This window comes from Brevundimonas aveniformis DSM 17977, assembly GCF_000428765.1.
Classification (GTDB): domain Bacteria; phylum Pseudomonadota; class Alphaproteobacteria; order Caulobacterales; family Caulobacteraceae; genus Brevundimonas; species Brevundimonas aveniformis.
Window position 1 is genome coordinate 711,912 of the sequence record NZ_AUAO01000001.1, and the last position, 16,640, is coordinate 728,551.

The 16,640-nt window shown below is 66.6% G+C and carries 17 protein-coding genes; 2 read left to right on the forward strand and 15 right to left on the reverse strand.

Annotated elements, in window-relative coordinates; translation table 11 throughout:
- Positions 1 to 21: 21 nt before the first annotated feature.
- Together G391_RS13725 and G391_RS0103755 are read right to left on the reverse strand one after the other, a co-directional pair.
- Positions 22 to 600 carry a hypothetical protein gene (locus tag G391_RS13725; RefSeq protein ID WP_035303547.1) on the reverse strand — a complete coding sequence of 193 codons (579 nt, stop codon included), beginning with the start codon at positions 598 to 600 and terminating at the stop codon, positions 22 to 24.
- Positions 601 to 631: 31 nt separating this feature from the next.
- Entirely contained in the window at positions 632 to 2,161 is a 1,530-nt protein-coding gene (locus G391_RS0103755) for a UbiD family decarboxylase (RefSeq protein WP_029086333.1), read from the reverse strand.
- 85 nt (positions 2,162 to 2,246) lie between these two features.
- On the opposite strand from G391_RS0103755, the gene G391_RS0103760 reads away from it, so the two are divergent.
- On the forward strand, positions 2,247 to 2,654 hold the full coding sequence (locus tag G391_RS0103760) for a hypothetical protein (protein WP_029086334.1): 408 nt from the start codon (positions 2,247 to 2,249) through the stop codon (positions 2,652 to 2,654).
- 9 nt (positions 2,655 to 2,663) lie between these two features.
- Here G391_RS0103760 and G391_RS0103765 read toward each other — a convergent pair whose 3' ends face one another.
- From G391_RS0103765 to G391_RS0103810, 10 genes are read right to left on the reverse strand one after another with little or no spacing between them, the layout of a single operon-like run.
- Positions 2,664 to 2,912: a helix-turn-helix domain-containing protein gene (locus tag G391_RS0103765; RefSeq protein ID WP_029086335.1), complete on the reverse strand. Its 249-nt coding sequence runs from the start codon at positions 2,910 to 2,912 to the stop codon at positions 2,664 to 2,666.
- 58 nt (positions 2,913 to 2,970) lie between these two features.
- Complete coding sequence (locus tag G391_RS0103770; protein ID WP_029086336.1) at positions 2,971 to 3,828, reverse strand: alpha/beta hydrolase family protein; 858 nt, start codon at positions 3,826 to 3,828, stop codon at positions 2,971 to 2,973.
- 56 nt (positions 3,829 to 3,884) lie between these two features.
- Positions 3,885 to 4,379 (reverse strand): hypothetical protein, encoded by a 495-nt coding sequence (locus G391_RS15075; protein ID WP_051257095.1) that lies wholly within the window; start codon positions 4,377 to 4,379, stop codon positions 3,885 to 3,887.
- Positions 4,380 to 4,398: 19 nt separating this feature from the next.
- Positions 4,399 to 4,749, reverse strand: a complete 351-nt coding sequence (locus G391_RS0103780) for an MmcQ/YjbR family DNA-binding protein (protein ID WP_029086337.1) — start codon at positions 4,747 to 4,749, stop codon at positions 4,399 to 4,401.
- Positions 4,746 to 5,165, reverse strand: coding sequence for a hypothetical protein (locus G391_RS0103785; protein WP_029086338.1), 420 nt, complete (start codon positions 5,163 to 5,165; stop codon positions 4,746 to 4,748). The genes G391_RS0103780 and G391_RS0103785 overlap by 4 nt, the downstream gene beginning before the upstream one ends.
- Positions 5,165 to 6,937 (reverse strand): gamma-glutamyltransferase family protein, encoded by a 1,773-nt coding sequence (locus G391_RS0103790; protein ID WP_029086339.1) that lies wholly within the window; start codon positions 6,935 to 6,937, stop codon positions 5,165 to 5,167. Before G391_RS0103790 ends, G391_RS0103785 begins: the two co-directional genes overlap by 1 nt.
- A 59-nt stretch (positions 6,938 to 6,996) precedes the next feature.
- Positions 6,997 to 7,422 (reverse strand): DUF1178 family protein, encoded by a 426-nt coding sequence (locus G391_RS0103795; RefSeq protein WP_029086340.1) that lies wholly within the window; start codon positions 7,420 to 7,422, stop codon positions 6,997 to 6,999.
- Positions 7,419 to 8,264, reverse strand: coding sequence for a carbon-nitrogen hydrolase family protein (locus G391_RS0103800; RefSeq protein WP_029086341.1), 846 nt, complete (start codon positions 8,262 to 8,264; stop codon positions 7,419 to 7,421). Before G391_RS0103800 ends, G391_RS0103795 begins: the two co-directional genes overlap by 4 nt.
- Positions 8,264 to 8,518 carry a glutaredoxin 3 gene (grxC, locus tag G391_RS0103805; RefSeq protein ID WP_029086342.1) on the reverse strand — a complete coding sequence of 85 codons (255 nt, stop codon included), beginning with the start codon at positions 8,516 to 8,518 and terminating at the stop codon, positions 8,264 to 8,266. Before grxC ends, G391_RS0103800 begins: the two co-directional genes overlap by 1 nt.
- 42 nt (positions 8,519 to 8,560) lie before the next feature.
- Positions 8,561 to 9,340, reverse strand: coding sequence for a ComFC family protein (locus G391_RS0103810; RefSeq protein WP_029086343.1), 780 nt, complete (start codon positions 9,338 to 9,340; stop codon positions 8,561 to 8,563).
- Here G391_RS0103810 and G391_RS0103815 point away from each other — a divergent pair.
- Positions 9,339 to 10,214: a methyltransferase domain-containing protein gene (locus G391_RS0103815; protein ID WP_029086344.1), complete on the forward strand. Its 876-nt coding sequence runs from the start codon at positions 9,339 to 9,341 to the stop codon at positions 10,212 to 10,214. The genes G391_RS0103810 and G391_RS0103815 overlap by 2 nt on opposite strands.
- Here G391_RS0103815 and G391_RS0103820 read toward each other — a convergent pair.
- The 3 genes from G391_RS0103820 to G391_RS0103830 form a co-directional block, all read right to left on the reverse strand.
- Complete coding sequence (locus tag G391_RS0103820; protein WP_029086345.1) at positions 10,211 to 12,277, reverse strand: S46 family peptidase; 2,067 nt, start codon at positions 12,275 to 12,277, stop codon at positions 10,211 to 10,213. The genes G391_RS0103815 and G391_RS0103820 overlap by 4 nt on opposite strands.
- A 75-nt stretch (positions 12,278 to 12,352) precedes the next feature.
- Positions 12,353 to 14,410 (reverse strand): S46 family peptidase, encoded by a 2,058-nt coding sequence (locus G391_RS0103825; protein ID WP_029086346.1) that lies wholly within the window; start codon positions 14,408 to 14,410, stop codon positions 12,353 to 12,355.
- Positions 14,411 to 14,530: 120 nt separating this feature from the next.
- Positions 14,531 to 16,597, reverse strand: coding sequence for a S46 family peptidase (locus tag G391_RS0103830; RefSeq protein WP_029086347.1), 2,067 nt, complete (start codon positions 16,595 to 16,597; stop codon positions 14,531 to 14,533).
- Between the last annotated feature and the right edge of the window lie 43 nt (positions 16,598 to 16,640).

Consider the following 16,640-nt stretch of genomic DNA (forward strand, 5'->3'; position numbering starts at 1 on the left):
CCGTCACCCGGCAGCCCGTCTCTAGTTCAGAAAAGCCACGCCCCCCATAAAGAACAGGTAGAACAGGATCATCAGGGTCAGCATCACGGCATTGGCGGTCCGGTTGCGCACGAAACAGATCGCCAGCATCAGCGGGAACAGCCACACCGCCACGATCAGGATGAACGGCGAAGTCCAGTAGGTCTGCACCGCCCCCCAACCGCCGGCCACGCCTAAGAGCGCCGTGTGAGAGAGGGTCTTGGCCGTCCACACCCCGCCGACGACCCAACGCTTGTGCCGGTCATAGAACTCATCCAGCGACGGCCAGGTGTCCAGATCGTCCGGGAACACCAGCGACGACGCCAGATAATAGATCCCGGCGATGGCCATGCCGATCAGTAGCAGTAGATAACCGGGCTCAACGTCCTGCATCCGGGTCCAGGACACCGACCAGAACGACGCCACATCCAGCAGCACGAATAGCGCGAGCAGCGGCGTCACCCAGCCCAGCCGGATCGCCTCGCGCCGTCGCAACACCTTGCCAAAGCCGGTGATCACCTCCACCACCGACAGCCCCAGGATCAGGCCAAAGAAGCCAAAAAAGAACTCAAACCCGCTCATAGTGCCGCCCCCGTTGGCTCAGGGCGCGACCCTACCGCCAGATCGGTGTTCCGTCACCCGGCAGGCCAAGGCGCTCCCACATCTCGGACACGCGCTCCACTACCGCCTCATCCATGCGGATCTCCTCCCCCCATTCGCGCTTGGTTTCGGGGGGCCATTTGTCGGTGGCGTCCAGGCCGATTTTGGAGCCGAGGCCGCTCTCAGGGGACGCGAAATCCAGATAGTCGATCGGGGTGTTTTCGATGACGGTGATGTCGCGGGCGGGGTCCATCTTGGTGGAGATGGCCCACATGACATCCTTCCAGTCGCGGGCGTTCACGTCGTGGTCCACGACGATGATCCACTTGGTGTACATGAACTGGCGCAGATAGCTCCAGCAGCCCATCATCACCCGCTTGGCATGGCCGGGGTAGGCCTTCTTCATCGAGACGACGGCGATGCGATAGCTGCACCCCTCGGGCGGCAGCCAGAAGTCGGAGATCTCAGGGAACTGCTGCTGGAGCAGGGGGATGAAGACCTCGTTCAGCGCCTCGCCCAGCACGCTGGGTTCGTCCGGCGGACGGCCGGTGAAGGTGGTCAGATAGATGGGGTCGCGGCGCATGGTGATGGCGGTGGCCACGAACACCGGGAAGGTCTCGACCGAGTTGTAATAGCCGGTGTGGTCGCCGTAGGGGCCTTCGGGCGCGTGTTCGTCCAGGAGGACGTGGCCCTCGATGACGATCTCGGCCTGGGCCGGGACCATCAGCGGCACGGTCTTGCAGGCCACCAGCTCGGCCTTGGCCCCACGCAGCAGGCCGGCGAACTGGTATTCCGACAGGGTGTCCGGCACGGGCGTGACGGCGGCCAGGATGGTGCCCGGATCGGCCCCCAGAACGATGGCGGCGGGCAGGGGCTCGCGCTTTCCGGCCTGTTTGTGCCGGGCATAGTGTTGTGCCCCGCCTCGGTGGGCCAGCCAGCGCATGATGGCGCGGTCCTTGCCCAGGACCTGCATCCGGTAGATGCCGAGGTTGAAGTCGTCCTCGCGGGCGTCCGACGGCCCCTTGGTCACCACCAGTCCCCAGGTGATCAGCGGCGCGGGCTCTCCGGGCCAGCAGCCCTGGATCGGCAGGGCGGTCAGGTCGATGTCCTCGCCCTTCAGCACCACCTCATGCACTGGGGCCGACTTCTGCACCTTGGGCCGCATGGTCATGGCGGTGGACACCATGGGCAGCATCTCGACGGCACCAGCCATATCGCGTGGTGGGGTCGGGTTGCGCAGGTCCGCCAGGATATTGCCGACCTCGCGCATCTGGGCGGCGGTGGTGCGTGATGTCTTGCCCAGGGTGACGCCCATGGCCACGCGCTTCACCGTGCCGAACAGATTGGCCAGGCAGGGGATGGGGCTGATCGAGCCATCCGGCATGACCGGCTTTTCAAAGATCACCGCCGGGCCGCCGTTTCGCAGCAGCCGGGTCTGGATCTCGGTCATCTCCAGATGGGTGGCGACGGGCTCCGAAACGCGGACGAGTTCGCCCTCGGCTTCGAGCATCTGGATGAAGTCGCGCAGGGACTTGTAGGCCATGACGACCGCTTAGTCCGATGGACCGGTTCTGTCACCTTGGCGGAGCACGCCGGGCGGGATAGCGTCACAACAGGGAGATTTCGCCATGCGCCACCTCATCGCCGTTCTCACGCTGATCTGCGGGCTCTGGATCGCCGCGCCGGTTCAGGCCCAGGTCCGGTCGGCCGATGCGGTCCCGTCCGTGGCCGAGACCCGCTGGAGCGGCGTCTTTGACTGGTCGAATGGAGAGGTCCGTGACGCCACCCTCTATTTCCGCTCGGACGGGGTGCTGATCTACGCCTATGACGGCGCCACCTACGACAACGGCCGGTGGGTTCAGCGCGAACAGCTGGTCACCTTCAACACCAATGATTATTTCGCCGTCTTTACCGGCCTGCTGGACGGGACGTCGTTCGTCGGGGTCAGCCACAATCAGGGCGGGGACATCGGCCGGATGGAGTTCACGCGCTCTGACGCCGCCGACGCCTACGGGCGACCCGGCCCCAAGGGCTGATCTGTACCGTTAGCCGGCGCGCTGGTCGGAATGCAGCGCCCATAGAGGCAGACGAAGGGCCTTCAGCGCGGCGCCGACCTGAAGGCTGTCGAGGTGCAGGCGCCCCGCCTCGGCCCGTCGTTCGTCTTCAGGCGACAGGCTCAGCGCCTCAGCCAGGCGCTCGACGCTCTGGCCGCGCGCTTCGCGCCAGCGTTTCAGGCGCGCCCCGATGGCGGCGTCGGCCGGGTCGACCGGATCAAATCGCAGCAGCGTTCCCATGGGCGCCTCCCGGCTCCGGGATGTCCTGACCCGACTGTGGCTCCGTGCGGCCGCTCTATCAAGCCTTCAGCCAGTCGAAGACCTCGTCCCACAGAGCCTCCATGCTGCGGCGCACGGCGCCGTCATGGCCGATGCGCTTGACGCCGTAGTCCGACGCCTGGCGTGCGACGATCTCGGTCGAGGCACCAGGATAGATCTTCAACAACTCCGGCGCTGTCACCGCATTGGCGATGGGATCGTCAGCGAAGACCCAGGACCGGATGGGGGCGGCGACCCCTTCGAAATCATGGGGCCTCAGGCGGTCGGCCAGCTCGTCGCGGAAATAGGCGGGCTTGAGGCACCAGCGCTTCCAGGTTTCGAAGGCTCCGCGCGGAAGGTCGGCCCCGGCCCACAGGCCGCCGCCCTTCACATAGCCGTGGCGGGCCAGGCTGAGCGGCCCGAACAGATGCCAGAAGATCAGCTCGAGCGGCTGGTTCGACAGGTGGTGCGCGCGCCAGTAGCCGATGCCGACCGACAGAAAGGCGTGCCGGTCGATGCGGGCGTGGTTGGGCATGAAACCGACGAAGTGCCCGCCGACGCTGTGGCCGATATGGCCGATGGACACGCCAGGCGCCGCCGCAATCAGGGCCTCCAGCGCGGCGGGCATATCCAGCCGGCCCCAGTCGGAATAGTCCATCTGCATCGCGGCCAGATCGTCCGGGCGCGACCCGGCGATGCCGCGATAGTCATAGGTCAGGACCGCCGCGCCTCGCCCCGCCAGATGCCGCGCCATCCGGTCATAGAAGCCCTTGGGATAGCCGGTGCCGGCCGAGATCAGCACCGCCAGCGTCGGCTCTGCCGCCGAGGTCATCCGCATCGACAGGGGAAAGCCGTCTTCAGCCGGCTGGATAAAGTCGCGAACGAAGGGTTCGGTCATGGGTCCGTCCTGTTTCGGAACCCAGTCTGTCGGGATGACGCCGCGTCAGGCAAGCCCTAGTCAGCAGGCCGATAGGTGAAGTCGTAGGTCGCGCTCCAGGTCGCGCCGCCGTCGCTGGAGCTTTCACCGTTCTGGCGCACCCTGCCGCCGTCGATGGGCCGCACGGTCATGCGCTGCAGATTGTCGCCGTTGCCGGCGACCACCACGATGGCGCCGTCGACCGCGTCGCCGACGAACATCGTCACCACGCCGTTGCTGTCGATATAGAACTGTTTCCAGCGACCGTCGGCGGCGTCGAACGCCGAATAGGAGTGGCCGCGATAGTCCAGCGGCTGGCCCTGACGGTTCATCGTCTGATGATAGGCCTCCTCGACGGCGCAGCCGTTCGCGACCGAGACAATGCGGCTGGTGGCGACATCCACCTCCGTGCCCGTCGGACTGACGATCCAGTCACCGACCCAGAAGTTGAAGGCCGAATGATCGGCGTCCGAACAGTCGATGGGAGCGGGTTGGGCCTGCAGCAGCAGGCTGAGGCCGAGAACGCTCAACATGATCTTCCTCCCCTTGGGATCAGTCCGTCCCGATGTCGGGATGCGCCTTCGACAGGCGTTTGGGCGCGGCGTGGCGCCAGCGGCGGCCCAGCATGGTCTTCAGCCACGCCGGGTCGACCGAAGCCAGCCGGGCGAGGACGATCGGATAGTTCCGGTAGTGATCGGTGAAGTGGAAGGCCTCGGGATCCATCTCGATCAGCAGCTCGCGCTCGTCGAGGCTGGTCAGGTGGACCGCCACGCTGTCATCCAGATGCGGGCGCAGCCAGGTGAAGAACTTGCCCCGAACCTTGAACGATGGCTCGCCATATGACGTCGAGCGCTCGACCTCGGGGAATGACAGGATCAGGGACTCGACCTCGTCAGGAGTCATATGGCGGCCTCCCGCTCGACGGCTGCGGTCGCGGCGACCTCGGAGCGCTGCATGCGAAAGGTTCCAGACCAATCGCCATAGATGATCCAGTCTCCAGCGATGCTGTTTCCGTCGCCGGAAATCGTCCCGACATAGTCAATGGTGTGGATGTGACCGCCGCCCTGGGGTGATTTGGTGAAGGTCAGGACGCCGTTCTGGTGCGATCCCTCCAAGGTGGCGGGAACGAAAACGATCGCGACGCCGTCGGCGTCGAAGCTGTTCTCCTCCGTGCGCCCCTCGATGAAACCTCCCCTATCCACCAGATAGGCCGTAAAGGGCGTCGGAGGCCAATCGTCGCCCGGATTCAACTCCGAATCGGTCGGAAAGAAGTAGACGCCCGACCAACGCCCGCTGAGATCGATCCGCCCCTCCGTCATCACCAGGCGAGCGCCAGCCCGTCCTTTCTCATTTCGGTGGCCGCGCCATAGGTCCAGCCGCCGTCGGCGTTGATCTGACGCATGACGTTCTGATAGCCGCCGAAACCGCCGTCGGGCGGCCCCAGGGTCCAGCCCATGGCCTCGAGACCAGCGCGGCTCACCGCCGGGACGCCGGATTCCAGATGCAGCACGCCCACGCCTTCAGCGGGCTGTCCGGTCGGTTCGGACGAGCCGTAGTGCTGCCAGCGCGGGGCGTCGCCGGCTTCCTGGGGGCCGAGGCCGTAATCGACCATATTGATGATGATCTGGGCCTGGCCCTGCGGTTGCATCCCGCCTCCCATGACGCCGAAGGCCATCCACGGCTGGCCGTCGCGACAGGCGAAGCCGGGGATGATGGTGTGGAACGGCCGCTTGCCCGGCTGATAGAGGTTGGGGTGGCCGTCCCTGAGCGCGAACAGCTCGCCCCGGTCCTGGAACATGAAGCCGAGCGTGGACCCGTCCGGGCCGTCGGGAACGAGACCCGAACCCATGCCGCGATAGTTGGACTGGATCCAGCTGACCATCATGCCGTCGGCGTCGGCGACGGAGAAATAGGTGGTGTCGCCTTGCGTCGGGGCATCGCCGGGGAAGACGTGATCCATCACGCGGTCCGGCCGGATCAGGGCGGCGCGTTCGGCGGCGTAAGCCTTGGACAACAGATGTTCGACCGGGATCTCGGTGAAGCGCGGATCGGAGAACCAGCGCGCCCGATCCTCGAACGCCAGCCGCTTGGCCTCGGCCTGATGGTGGATGGAGGCGGCGGACTGGAAGCCCATGGTCCGCAGGTCGAACTGCTCCGCGACGTTCAGAAGCTGGAGCGTCGACAGGCCCTGGGTGTTCGGACCCAGACCGTAAACCTCGACCCCGCGATAGGTGGTCATCAGGGGCGTGACCCATTCGGTCTGGTGCGCCGCCAGATCGGCGCGCGTCATCCAGCCGCCGATGCGCCGGAAATAGCTTTCGATGTGTTCGGCGATCGGCCCGTCATAGAAGGCGTCGCGGCCGCCCTCGGCGATCATCCGATAGGTGCGCCCGAGGTTGGGATTGCGGAACATCTCCCCTTCGCGCGGCGTGCGGCCGCTCGTGGTATAAACTGACAGTGCGTTGTCAATCTCTTCGATGCCCGCATTAGGCCGTTGAAAGTTCGCCATATTTCGTTCGAGATAGTAGGCGATGACCTGGGGCACGGGCGCGCCGCGCTCGCACAGTTCAGCCACCGGCAAAAGCACCTCCGCCCACGGCAGCTTGCCGTAGCGCTGGTGGACGCTCCACCAGGCGTCGACGGTCCCGGGCACATTGACCGTCACCGCCCCATAGCGCGGCAGATAGCCGTCCACCGCGCGGCTGCGTGCGGTCTCGAGCGACAGGCCCATGGGGGAGTTGCCAGAGCCGTTGAAGCCGACCACCCGCCCCAGCGCCGGGTCCCACAACAGGCCGAAGGCGTCGCCGCCGATGCCGTTGGCGACCGGCTCCAGAAAGCCCAGGGCCGCATTGATGGCGATAGCGGCGTCGATGGCCGAGCCGCCGCGCCGCAGGGTGTCGATGCCGATCAGGGTGGCGATCGGGTGGGCGGTCGCCGCCGCGCCCTGCGACCCCCACACTGTCGACCGCCCCGCGAACCGTTCGCCGGTGATGCGGTCGCCCATGCCGACGTTCGGATACGGCTGGGCCATGGCCGCGCCGGCCCCCATCACGCCCAGGGGCAGGGCGGCGAGAAACGAACGTCTGTGCATGGCGGTCCTCCCAGATGCGGGGCATTGAGCCCATCGAGCGCCCGCGAGGCAAGCGCGCCCTAGTTCAGCGTATCCCTGCGCCGGGGCGACAGGGCACTCGGAAGCGGTGTGCAGGGCACGCCGTCGGCCTCCAGGGCCTTGACCTCGGCGGCGGTCGCCTCACCGTAGATGGATCGTTTTTCGCTGTCGCCTTCGTGGATGGCGCGGGCCTCGCGGGCGAAGGCGTCGCCGACATAGTCGAAATCGCTTTCGATCTTCTTCCGAATGGCGCCGGCGGCCTCCAGCATCATGTCGCGTCGGGCCGTATCGGGGGCGCTTGCGGAGGTGCTCACCGCCGGGGCCATGATCTGTTTGGTCACCTGACGGCTGGCGCAGAAGGGGCACTCCAGGCGACCGGACTGAAACTGGGTGTCGTAGTCTGCGGACGAGCCGAACCAGGCCTCAAAGGCATGATCGTGGTCACATTGCAGCGCATAGCGGATCATGCGCGTGGCCTCGGATCGGCGAAGGAGCGTTCGTGAACCAGCTGCGGGATCGCGGCGCGGGCGCGGGCGACGGCGGACAGGTCCAGCTCGGCGAACAGGACGCCCGGTTCGTCGTGATCCAGCGCAGCGATGACCTTACCCCAGGGATCGATGGCCATGGAGCGGCCCCAGGTGGCACGCCCGTCTTCGTGGTCGCCGCCCTGGGCCGGGGCGAGCACGAAACAACCCGTCTCGATGGCTCGGGCACGCAGCAGGGTTTCCCAATGCGCCTCACCGGTTGGGCGGGTAAAGGCGGCGGGCACGGTGATGATGTCCGCTCCGGCGCGAGCCAGGCTGCGGAACAGGCCGGGGAAGCGCAGGTCGTAACAAACCGTCAGGCCCAGGCCGCCCCACGGCGTGTGGGCCACGACCGCCCGGTCGCCCGGACGAACGCCGGCGGATTCGCGGTGCCGCTCCCCGTTGGGCAGATCGACGTCAAAGACGTGCAGCTTGTCATAGGTGGATTCAATCTCGCCGCGGTCATTGATCAAGATTGATCGGTTCGCCGCGCGGGGATCGTCTGGGTCGTCCGACCGCACCATTGCCGAGCCGATCAGAATCCAAACGCCTCGCTCGGCGGTCTGGGCCTTCAAGCCCTGAACCACGAGATCGGCTCCGATGTCGGCGATCAGCTCCACCTTCTTCTTGGATCGCTGCTCCATCAGATTGGTCGCCTCGGGGGTGACAATCAGCTTGCCCCCCCCCACCGTCGCCTGCTCGACCAACGGCTGCACATGGGCCAACGCCGCGCCCGGCGTCGCGGGGGTTCGGGTTTGGATCAGAGCGACGCGCAGTGGGTCCATCAGCCGGCCAGCAACGCGTTCAGCTTGCCGTCCCGCTCGAGTGCGGCGAGGTCATCAAAACCGCCGACGTGCGTTTCGCCGATGAAGATCTGGGGATAGGTCATGCGACCAGACCGCTGACGCATCTCCTCGCGTTTCTCTGGGTCCATGGAGGCGATGATCTCTTCAAAGTCGACGCCCTTGGCCTTCAACAGGCTCTCAGCCCTCGCGCAATAGGGGCAGAACGGCTTGGTATAGATGACGACCTTGGCCAAGGGCGAAGCTCCGAACGCGTGTCCTTCCAGGAAGATAGGCCGTCAGCGTCGCGAACGCACCCTTGCGATGACGGCCAGGTCGACGGCGCGGGCACCTGCGTCCAGAAGGACACGCGCACAGGCGTCGGCGGTGGCCCCCGTGGTCAGGACATCGTCGACCAGCAGGATGTGACGTCCGCGAACCGATTTCGCCGCCTCCTGCGCGACGGCGAAGGCAGTCTTTACGTTCAGTCGCCGTCCGCGGGCTGACTTGCCGCCCTGGGTGGGGGTGCGGATCGTCCGCACCAGCGCGCTGGGCAGATAGGCCCGGCCAGACAGGCGCGCCAGCGGTCTGGCCAACTCGGCGGCCTGATTGGCCCGGCGCCCGATCAGTCGGGTCCAGTGAAGCGGCACCGGGACGAGGGCGTCGGCGTCTTCCAGAAGCGGTGCCGCCGCTCGGCTGAGCCAGCGGGTGAATACCGGCGCATACTCAAGGCGATCTGCATGTTTGAACGCCAGGATCAGGTCGCGTGAATGTTCATCATAGACGCAGGCCGCCCGTGCCCGACCAAACACATGCCGCTGGGCCAGACAGGCCGGACAGCGGGGCTCGCCCAAGGCACCTGGGTCATGTTCGAAAGCGATACCGCAGCCGTCACAGACCGGCTCCTCCAGGAAGGTCACACGCGCCCAGGCCTGCTCGGACAGGCCGGACACCTGCGGCGGTGCCCCACCATCAAAGGTGACCGGCGGCATGATGACGTCCAGCAAACCTCGTCCGAACGCCCGCATACGTGGGCCGGGTTTCATTCCAGCGAGAAAACCGCCATCCATGCCGACCATGAGCGCGCCCCCTCAACTATTCGACTGGACCCTGCGCCGCGGCCGCCTGGAGCGGGCGATGCGCGGAAACCATACCGCCGATTTTCTGCGTCGTCGCGTGGCCGAAGACATGGCCTCGACCCTGATGGGTATCGTGCGAGACTTTCCCGAAGGAGTCGATCTTTCGGCGCGTGACCGGATGTTTGAGCGGGCATTGGCCGAGGCCGGCGGCGCGGCGCGGGTTTGCAAGTGGCGGCGGATGGATCAGACTGGCGAGGGGCTGGATTCTCTTCAGGACAACGAGGTTCCTGCGCTGGCTGAAGGGTCTGCCGACCTTGTTGTCAGCCTCCTGTCATTACACTGGACCAATGATCTGCCCGGCGTGCTCAGCCAGATCCGCCGTTCGCTACGGCCCGATGGCCTGTTCATCGGGTCCCTGTTCGGCGGGGCCAGCCTGAACGAACTCCGCTGGGCGCTGGGTCGGGCCGAGACGGAGTTGACCGGCGGACAGGCCACGCGCGTCTCGCCCTTCGCCGATGCTTTTGACGGGGCCGGCCTGCTGCAACGGGCGGGCTTTGCGCTGCCGGTATCGGATATCGACCGGCTGACGGTGACCTATGCAGACCCGCTCGCCCTGATCCGGGACCTCAGGGCCATGGGGGAGACGGCGCTGTTCGCCGAGCGACAACGACCCCTGACGCGCGCGGTCGTCGCCCGCATGGCCGGCCTCTACGCCGAGCGTTACGCCGACCAGGATGGACGGATTCCGGCAACCTTCGAGATCGTCACCCTGTCCGGCTGGGCTCCCCACCCGAATCAGCAGAAGCCGCTGCGCCCCGGTTCGGCCAAGATGCGACTGTCCGATGCCCTGGGGGTCGAGGAAGGCAAGCTCTAGTTGCCCTCCAACTCGTCGGCCAACGCGTCCATGTCATAGATCTCTCGCAGGGCCAGGGTGACCATTTCGGCGCTGACCGTGACGGCCCGGTTGCGCGCGCCGTCATAGCCATAGGCCCCGCCCAGCGATTCCAGATTGCCGTCGAAAACAGCCCCAATGACGTCGCCATTGGCGTTCAGCAGGGGCGAGCCAGAGTTGCCGCCGACGATGTCGTTGCTCGAGGCGACCGTATAGACCGCATCCATCGGCAACCGTTCACGCGCCGCGTCCAGCCCCGCAGAGACATTGAAGGGGGCCGCCCCTGTCGCTCGCTCCCAAAGCCCTGCTATCGTCGTCACCGCCGGAACGTCGCGCGTGCCATTGTTCCAGCCGGCAATCCGACCATAGGACAGCCGCAGCGAGAAGGTGGCGTCCGGATAGGTCTCGTCTCCCATGACCGCAAAGCGGGCGGCGGCGATCTGCTCCCCGGCCTGGTCGATCGGGGCGCTGACGCGGGTACTCCAGGCGCTGCGAATGGCCCGGGCTGCCGGGTCAGTCCGCAGGACGAATTGGATCAGCGGATCGGTCGAGGCCTCGACGGCGGCGCGTCCGCCCTCAAACAGCGCGGTTCGCGCGGCGGGATCGCCCAGGGTTGTGCCGTCGATCAGACGAGCTCCCAGGGCTTCCGGGCTTTCGCGGCCGAGCATCTGCTGCACGTCCGGGTCGTCGGTGCCGAGGTTCTCACGCGTCTTGTTGAGCCAGAACTGCAGATAGAGGCTTTCCAGCGGCGCATCGATATTGCGTTCCTGAGCCAGGTTGCGGCCGAGGCTCTCAAGCTGGGAATCTGAAAAGCCGCTGAGACGCTGGCTTGCCGGTCGCTCGCGCTCATAGGCGGCGCGGACGATCTGGCGGGCGTAGTTGAACAGAACCGAGCCCTGGCCGGCTCCATTCTCGAGCCAGTAGCTGCGTGGATAGAGCAGGACATAGTCGTCGTGGGCAGTGGCGATGTCGGTCCAGGGATCGCCGTCGACCAGGTCACGGCTGGAGGCTTCCCCGATCAGGGTGGTCTCATTGATCACCAGGCTTCCGAAGAAATCCCGATCGGCGAGGGCCTGGTGCATACCGTTGTTGCGCTTGAGATTGTTCTCGATGCCGCGCAGAGCGTCGCGCGCCATACGGGCATTCTCGGGGCTCTCCTCGGAGAACCGGATCACCCGTCCACGAAGCTCGGCCAGGCGGCGCAGCTCGGATGGAATCTGATAGTCGCGCTCGATCCGCAGCTGGTCGACGGTCTTGAGACGCGAGGTCGAACCCGGATTGCCGGCCACGAAGACCGGCTGCCCCTCGACGATCCGCTCGGGATTCCACGTCAGATGGTTCGGGGTCGCGGCCGGCTGGCCGTTCTCGTAGACACGCAGGAAGGCGGCATCGAGGGCAAAACGCGGGAAGTTGAAATTGTCGGGATCGCCGCCGAACACCACCGCCTGGTGCTCCGGGGCATAGACCAGCCGCACATCAGAATACCGCTGATACCGATAGAGCTTGTACTGACCACCGCGATAGAAGCTGATGACCTGACAGCGCAGCGCCTGATCCTCACCGCAGGCTTCGCGTTCGATCTCGGCCAAGGCGCGCCCGCGCGCACCGGCGAACGCCGCCCCGCTCAGGCCCTCTCCGGCGGCCATGACCCGGTCGGTCACATCGACAATCTCGAGCAGCACCTCGGCCACCTGTCCGGGGCAGGTCAGTTCTTCCTCGCGCGAACGGGCGAAGACGCCTTGTGACAAAAGGTCCTGCCCCGGCTCGGCATGGGCCTGAACGCACGACCGGATGCAGTGTTGATTGGTCAGGACAAGACCCTGCTCAGACACCAGTGAGGCCGAACAGCCCGCCAGCCGCACGGCACCGAGGCGAACCCGGTCCAGCCAGGCCCGGTCTATATTTGTGCCGAGAGCGGCGTTGATGCGGTTCAGAGGGGCCTGATCAAAGGTCCACATCCCCTCGTCAGTTCGTGCCGAAGCCGCAGCCGGCAACAGAAGCGACAGGGCGGATGCCGAGGCGACGGCGAGGGTCATCAGGCGCATGGGAAAACCTTGGAGTCTCTGACAAACAAGAAGGGCGGAGACCCGCTGGATCGCCGCCCCGGGGGAACCCCTCGACTAGTGAACACCCAGTTCGTGCAACAGGGCCTCGCGACCATAGACGTTACGCAAGGCTTCGGTGATGGCCGACGAAGACACCACCACGGTGCGGTTCAGGGTGCCGTCATAGCCGTAGTTGCCGCCCAGCGAGTGGATGTTGCCGTCGAAGGCCGCACCGACGACTTCGCCCGCCGCATTGACCACCGGCGAGCCGGAGTTGCCGCCGATAATGTCGTTCGTCGTGGTGTAGTCGAAGACGACATCGCCGTTCACGCGGTCCTGGGCGGCAGCCCACTGCGGGGCCAGATCGAACGGCGAGGAGCCGGTCGCCCGGTCGTACAGGCCGTTGATATAGGTGAAGGGCTCGATCTCCTGGCCGCGATAGGTCCATCCGGCGACGCGGCCGTAGGACAGTCGCAGACTGAACGTGGCGTCGGGATAGGCCTCATTGCCGTAGACGGCGAAGCGGGCCGCCGCGATGCGTTCGGCGGCGCGGTTGGTCGGGGCGGTGATCCGGTTGTTCCATTCGGCCGCCGTCTGGCGCGACGTGGCGTCATTGGCCAGAGCGAACTGGATCAGCGGGTCGGTCGAGGCCTGAACCGCTTCGGCTCCGCCACGCAGCAGGGCCAAGCGCGCTTCGCGGTCCATCAAGGTGGTGCCGGACACCAGCCGGTCGGCCAGGGCTTCGGGGCTTTCCGAGCCGAGCAGCTGACGCACCGCCGGATGATCGACCGTCAGATACTCACGAGTCTTGGACAGCCAGAAGGACAGGTACATCTCTTCCAGTTCCGGCTCGATCGGCGCGTCGGTCGACAGGGCGCGCTCCAGAGCCGCCGTACTTGCGCCCGGCGTCGCTCCGACGGTCGCGCGGACGATAGCGCGGGCCATGCCGTACAGGGTCGAGCCGCCGCCGGCGCTGGAGACCAGTTGGCGATACGGCAGGAACAGGTCGGCGTAGTCGTCCTGAACCGCGTCGATCTCAGCCCACGGATCGCCGATGCGCTCAGCCAGGGCCGGATCGGCGGCGACACGGGCGCGCAGGTCGGCCTCATTGTCGCGGATGCGCTGCATGAAGGCCCGGTCATTCAGCGCTAGGTCGCGGCCGTAGATGGCCTTGAAGCTGTTCTCGACGCCGAACAGCGGGTCCAGCGCGATGCGGGCGTTCTCGTCAGACTGTTCGGAGAAGGCGATCAGGCGACCGCGCAGTTCCGAGCGCTGAAGCTGGCCGATGGGCAGGTCGAAATCGCGCTGAGCCTCCATCTGCGAGACGGTCAGCAACCGCGCCGTCGAGCCGGGGTTGCCGGCCACGAAGGTCGCATCGCCCTCGGCAGGCGTGTTCGGATTCCAGGTCAGGAAGTGGTTGGACCGCACCGGCTGGCCGTCGCGGTAGAGCCGCAGGAAACCGGCGTCGAGCGCATAGCGCGGGAAGTTGAAGTTGTCCGGGTCGCCGCCGAAGAAGCCGGCCTGCATCTCGGGTGCGAACACCAGGCGTACGTCCGAATAGCTGTCGTACTCATAGAGCTTGTACTCGCCGCCGCGGTAGAAGCTGATCACCTGGCAGCGGCGGGTGTCGTCGTCGCCGCAGGCTTCACGCTCAATGCGCGTGGCGGCGGCGGTGCGGGCCTGGACATAGGCGTCGCCTTCAAGTCCTTCGCCGGCAGCGGTGATCTGGTCGGTGACGTCAGTGATCTCCGTCAGGATCTCCGCGGCCATGCCGGGGCACTGGCGCTCTTCATCACGGGTGGCGGTCAGCCAGCCGTTCTGGACGTAGTCGTTCTCGGGACTCGACAGGTTCTGCACGCATTCCAGCACGCAGTGGTGATTGGTCAGCACCAGGCCCTCCGGGCTGACCACCGAGGCCGAACAGCCGGTGGTCAGGCGCACCGCCGACATGCGGATGTGATCCAGCCAGCCCTGGGTCAGGTTGGTGCCCAGCTCGCGGTTCACTCGCGCCAGCGGGAAGTTGTCGAAGGTCCACATGCCTTCTTCGCGGGCCTGGGCGGCGGGGGCGAAGGACAGGGTGGCGCAGACCAGGGCGGCGGAGGCGACGCCGGCGCTCAGACGACGGATCAACATGGGGACAGGACTCCAGAACAATCTCAAGGGACGTTGCGAAAAACCTATGCCGCCGCAGCGGCCGGCGCACAAGCGCAAGCACGCCGCGCAGAGCGCACCGATTACCCGGAAACGAGGTGCCTAATCGACCCCGAGTTCGTCGGCCAGACGCCCCATGCCGTAGACGTCGCGCAGGGCCGCCGTGATGGCCTGGGCGGTGACGATGACGCTGCGGTTGACCGCCGGGTCATAGCCAAAAGCGTTGCGCTGACCCAGGAAGGTCGAGTCGAAATTGGCTCCGATCACCTCGCCGTCGGCATTGATCGCCGGAGAACCCGAGTTGCCGCCGATGGTGTCGGTCGAAACCGCCATGTTGAAGCGGGTGTCCATGTCCAGCCGGTCGCGAGCGCCCTGCCAGCGCGGAGCGATCTCGAACGGCGCGGCCCCCGTGGCGCGGGCGAACAGGCCGCCAAAGGTGGTGAAGGGCTCCACTGTGCGTCCGTCATAGGTCCAGCCCTCAACGCGCCCGAAGGTCAGGCGCGGCGTGCGGGTCGCGTCCGGATAGATGCTGTCGCCATAGACGGCGAACCGGGCCTCGGCCAGGCGCTCGGCGGCCCGGTCGGTCGGGCCCTCGACGCGCTCCTCCCACTCCGCGCGGGCCTCGCGGCCCAGGGTCTCGGTGGCCAGAACGAACTGGATCAGCGGATCATCCGACGCCTCAACCGCCGCCAGGCCGCCGTCCCACAGGGCCTGACGCGCCGCCGCGTCGGCCAGGGTGGTTCCGGCAATCAGCCGCGCCGCCAGACCTTCGGGATTCTCATTGCCCAGGAGCGGCCGGATGCGCGGATCGTCGACGGTGAGGATCTCGCGAGTCTTGGACAGCCACCATTCCAGCTGAATCTCGTTCAGCTCGGGATAGGTCGGATTCTCCGCCAGCGTCTGGGCGCGAAGCAGGCCCAGGCGGCTGTCGCCATACTCCGGCAGACGTTCAGACGCCGGACGTTCACGCTCGCGCGCGGCCCTCACCAGGGTGCGCGCCCAGGCATAGAGCTGTGACCCGCCGCCGGCCCGCGATTCCAGGAAGAAATAGGCCGGATAGAGCTCGGCATAGTCATCCTGCAAGGCGTCGATCTCGCCCCAGGGGTCGCCGATCCGCTCGGCCAGCATCAGGTTGGCCCCGACCCGGCGGCGCAGGTCCGCCTCGTCCTCGGCGCGCCCGGCCATGAACTCGGCATCGATCAGGGCGCGGCCCTGACCGCGCCCGCGCTTGTAGCTGTTTTCGATCGAGCTGAGGGTCGAGGAGGCGATGAAGGCGTTCTCGTCGCTCTCGGACGCGAAGCGCAGCAGTCGCCCGCGCAGTTCAGAACGGGTCATCTGGTCCAGCGGCAGGACGATGTCGCGCACGGTCTGCAGCTGGCTCATGGTCAGGAGCCGCTGGGTCGAGCCGGGGCTGCCGGACACCACCACCAGCTCGCCGGCCTCCGGCGGGCCTGCGTCCCAGCCCAGATGACCTGGCGTGTTCATCGGCTGGCCGTTTTCGTAGAGCCGCAGGAACGCCGCATCCAGGCCGAAGCGGGGGAAGTTGAAGTTGTCCAGATCCCCGCCGAACGATCCAGCCGCCTCTTCCGGCGCGAAGGCCAGGCGCACATCCTCGTACTTGCGGTAGGTGTAGAGCTTGAACTGTCCGCCGCGATACAGGCTGACGACCTGGCAGCGCATATCGGGCCGGTCGGCGCAGGCTTCCGTTTCGATCTGGCCCATCATGGCGTCGCGCGCCTGGGTGAAGGCGCGGCCTTCCAGTCCTTCACCGGCGGCGCGCACCCGGTCGGTGACGTCCTCGATGCCGGTCAGGATTTCCGCCTGCATCCCCTGACAGCGGCGCTCCTCCTCGCGGGTGGCCGGCAAAAAGCCGGTCAGGGCGTACTGGTTGTCCGCCGTCGACAGGTTCTGCACACAGGCTTCGACGCAGTGGTTGTTGGTCAGCACCAGCCCCTCGGCTGAAACGATCGAGGCCGAACACCCCGTCGACAACCGGATCGACGCCAGTTGCACCCGGTTCAGCCACGCCTGGTCGATAGTGGACCCATAGGTCTGGTTGACCCGCGCGATAGGGAAGTTGTCATAGGTCCACATCCCCTCCTCGCGGGCGAGGGCGGGGGTGGAGATCAGGGCGATGACCGAGGCGGCGGCGAAGAGCTTCAGGCGCATGGGGGACTCCGGACTGGGTTTGCCCGGACCCTAGCGACGAGTT

What these genes read in the sequence shown, in the direction of transcription:
- G391_RS13725 (WP_035303547.1), bottom strand. Translation starts at nt 600, where the DNA reads ATGAGCGGGTTTGAGTTCTTTTTTGGCTTCTTTGGCCTGATCCTGGGG.
- G391_RS0103755 (WP_029086333.1), bottom strand. Translation starts at nt 2,161, where the DNA reads ATGGCCTACAAGTCCCTGCGCGACTTCATCCAGATGCTCGAAGCCGAG.
- G391_RS0103760 (WP_029086334.1), top strand. Translation starts at nt 2,247, where the DNA reads ATGCGCCACCTCATCGCCGTTCTCACGCTGATCTGCGGGCTCTGGATC.
- G391_RS0103765 (WP_029086335.1), bottom strand. Translation starts at nt 2,912, where the DNA reads ATGGGAACGCTGCTGCGATTTGATCCGGTCGACCCGGCCGACGCCGCC.
- G391_RS0103770 (WP_029086336.1), bottom strand. Translation starts at nt 3,828, where the DNA reads ATGACCGAACCCTTCGTTCGCGACTTTATCCAGCCGGCTGAAGACGGC.
- G391_RS15075 (WP_051257095.1), bottom strand. Translation starts at nt 4,379, where the DNA reads ATGTTGAGCGTTCTCGGCCTCAGCCTGCTGCTGCAGGCCCAACCCGCT.
- G391_RS0103780 (WP_029086337.1), bottom strand. Translation starts at nt 4,749, where the DNA reads ATGACTCCTGACGAGGTCGAGTCCCTGATCCTGTCATTCCCCGAGGTC.
- G391_RS0103785 (WP_029086338.1), bottom strand. Translation starts at nt 5,165, where the DNA reads ATGACGGAGGGGCGGATCGATCTCAGCGGGCGTTGGTCGGGCGTCTAC.
- G391_RS0103790 (WP_029086339.1), bottom strand. Translation starts at nt 6,937, where the DNA reads ATGCACAGACGTTCGTTTCTCGCCGCCCTGCCCCTGGGCGTGATGGGG.
- G391_RS0103795 (WP_029086340.1), bottom strand. Translation starts at nt 7,422, where the DNA reads ATGATCCGCTATGCGCTGCAATGTGACCACGATCATGCCTTTGAGGCC.
- G391_RS0103800 (WP_029086341.1), bottom strand. Translation starts at nt 8,264, where the DNA reads ATGGACCCACTGCGCGTCGCTCTGATCCAAACCCGAACCCCCGCGACG.
- G391_RS0103815 (WP_029086344.1), top strand. Translation starts at nt 9,339, where the DNA reads ATGAGCGCGCCCCCTCAACTATTCGACTGGACCCTGCGCCGCGGCCGC.
- G391_RS0103810 (WP_029086343.1), bottom strand. Translation starts at nt 9,340, where the DNA reads ATGGTCGGCATGGATGGCGGTTTTCTCGCTGGAATGAAACCCGGCCCA.
- G391_RS0103820 (WP_029086345.1), bottom strand. Translation starts at nt 12,277, where the DNA reads ATGCGCCTGATGACCCTCGCCGTCGCCTCGGCATCCGCCCTGTCGCTT.
- G391_RS0103825 (WP_029086346.1), bottom strand. Translation starts at nt 14,410, where the DNA reads ATGTTGATCCGTCGTCTGAGCGCCGGCGTCGCCTCCGCCGCCCTGGTC.
- G391_RS0103830 (WP_029086347.1), bottom strand. Translation starts at nt 16,597, where the DNA reads ATGCGCCTGAAGCTCTTCGCCGCCGCCTCGGTCATCGCCCTGATCTCC.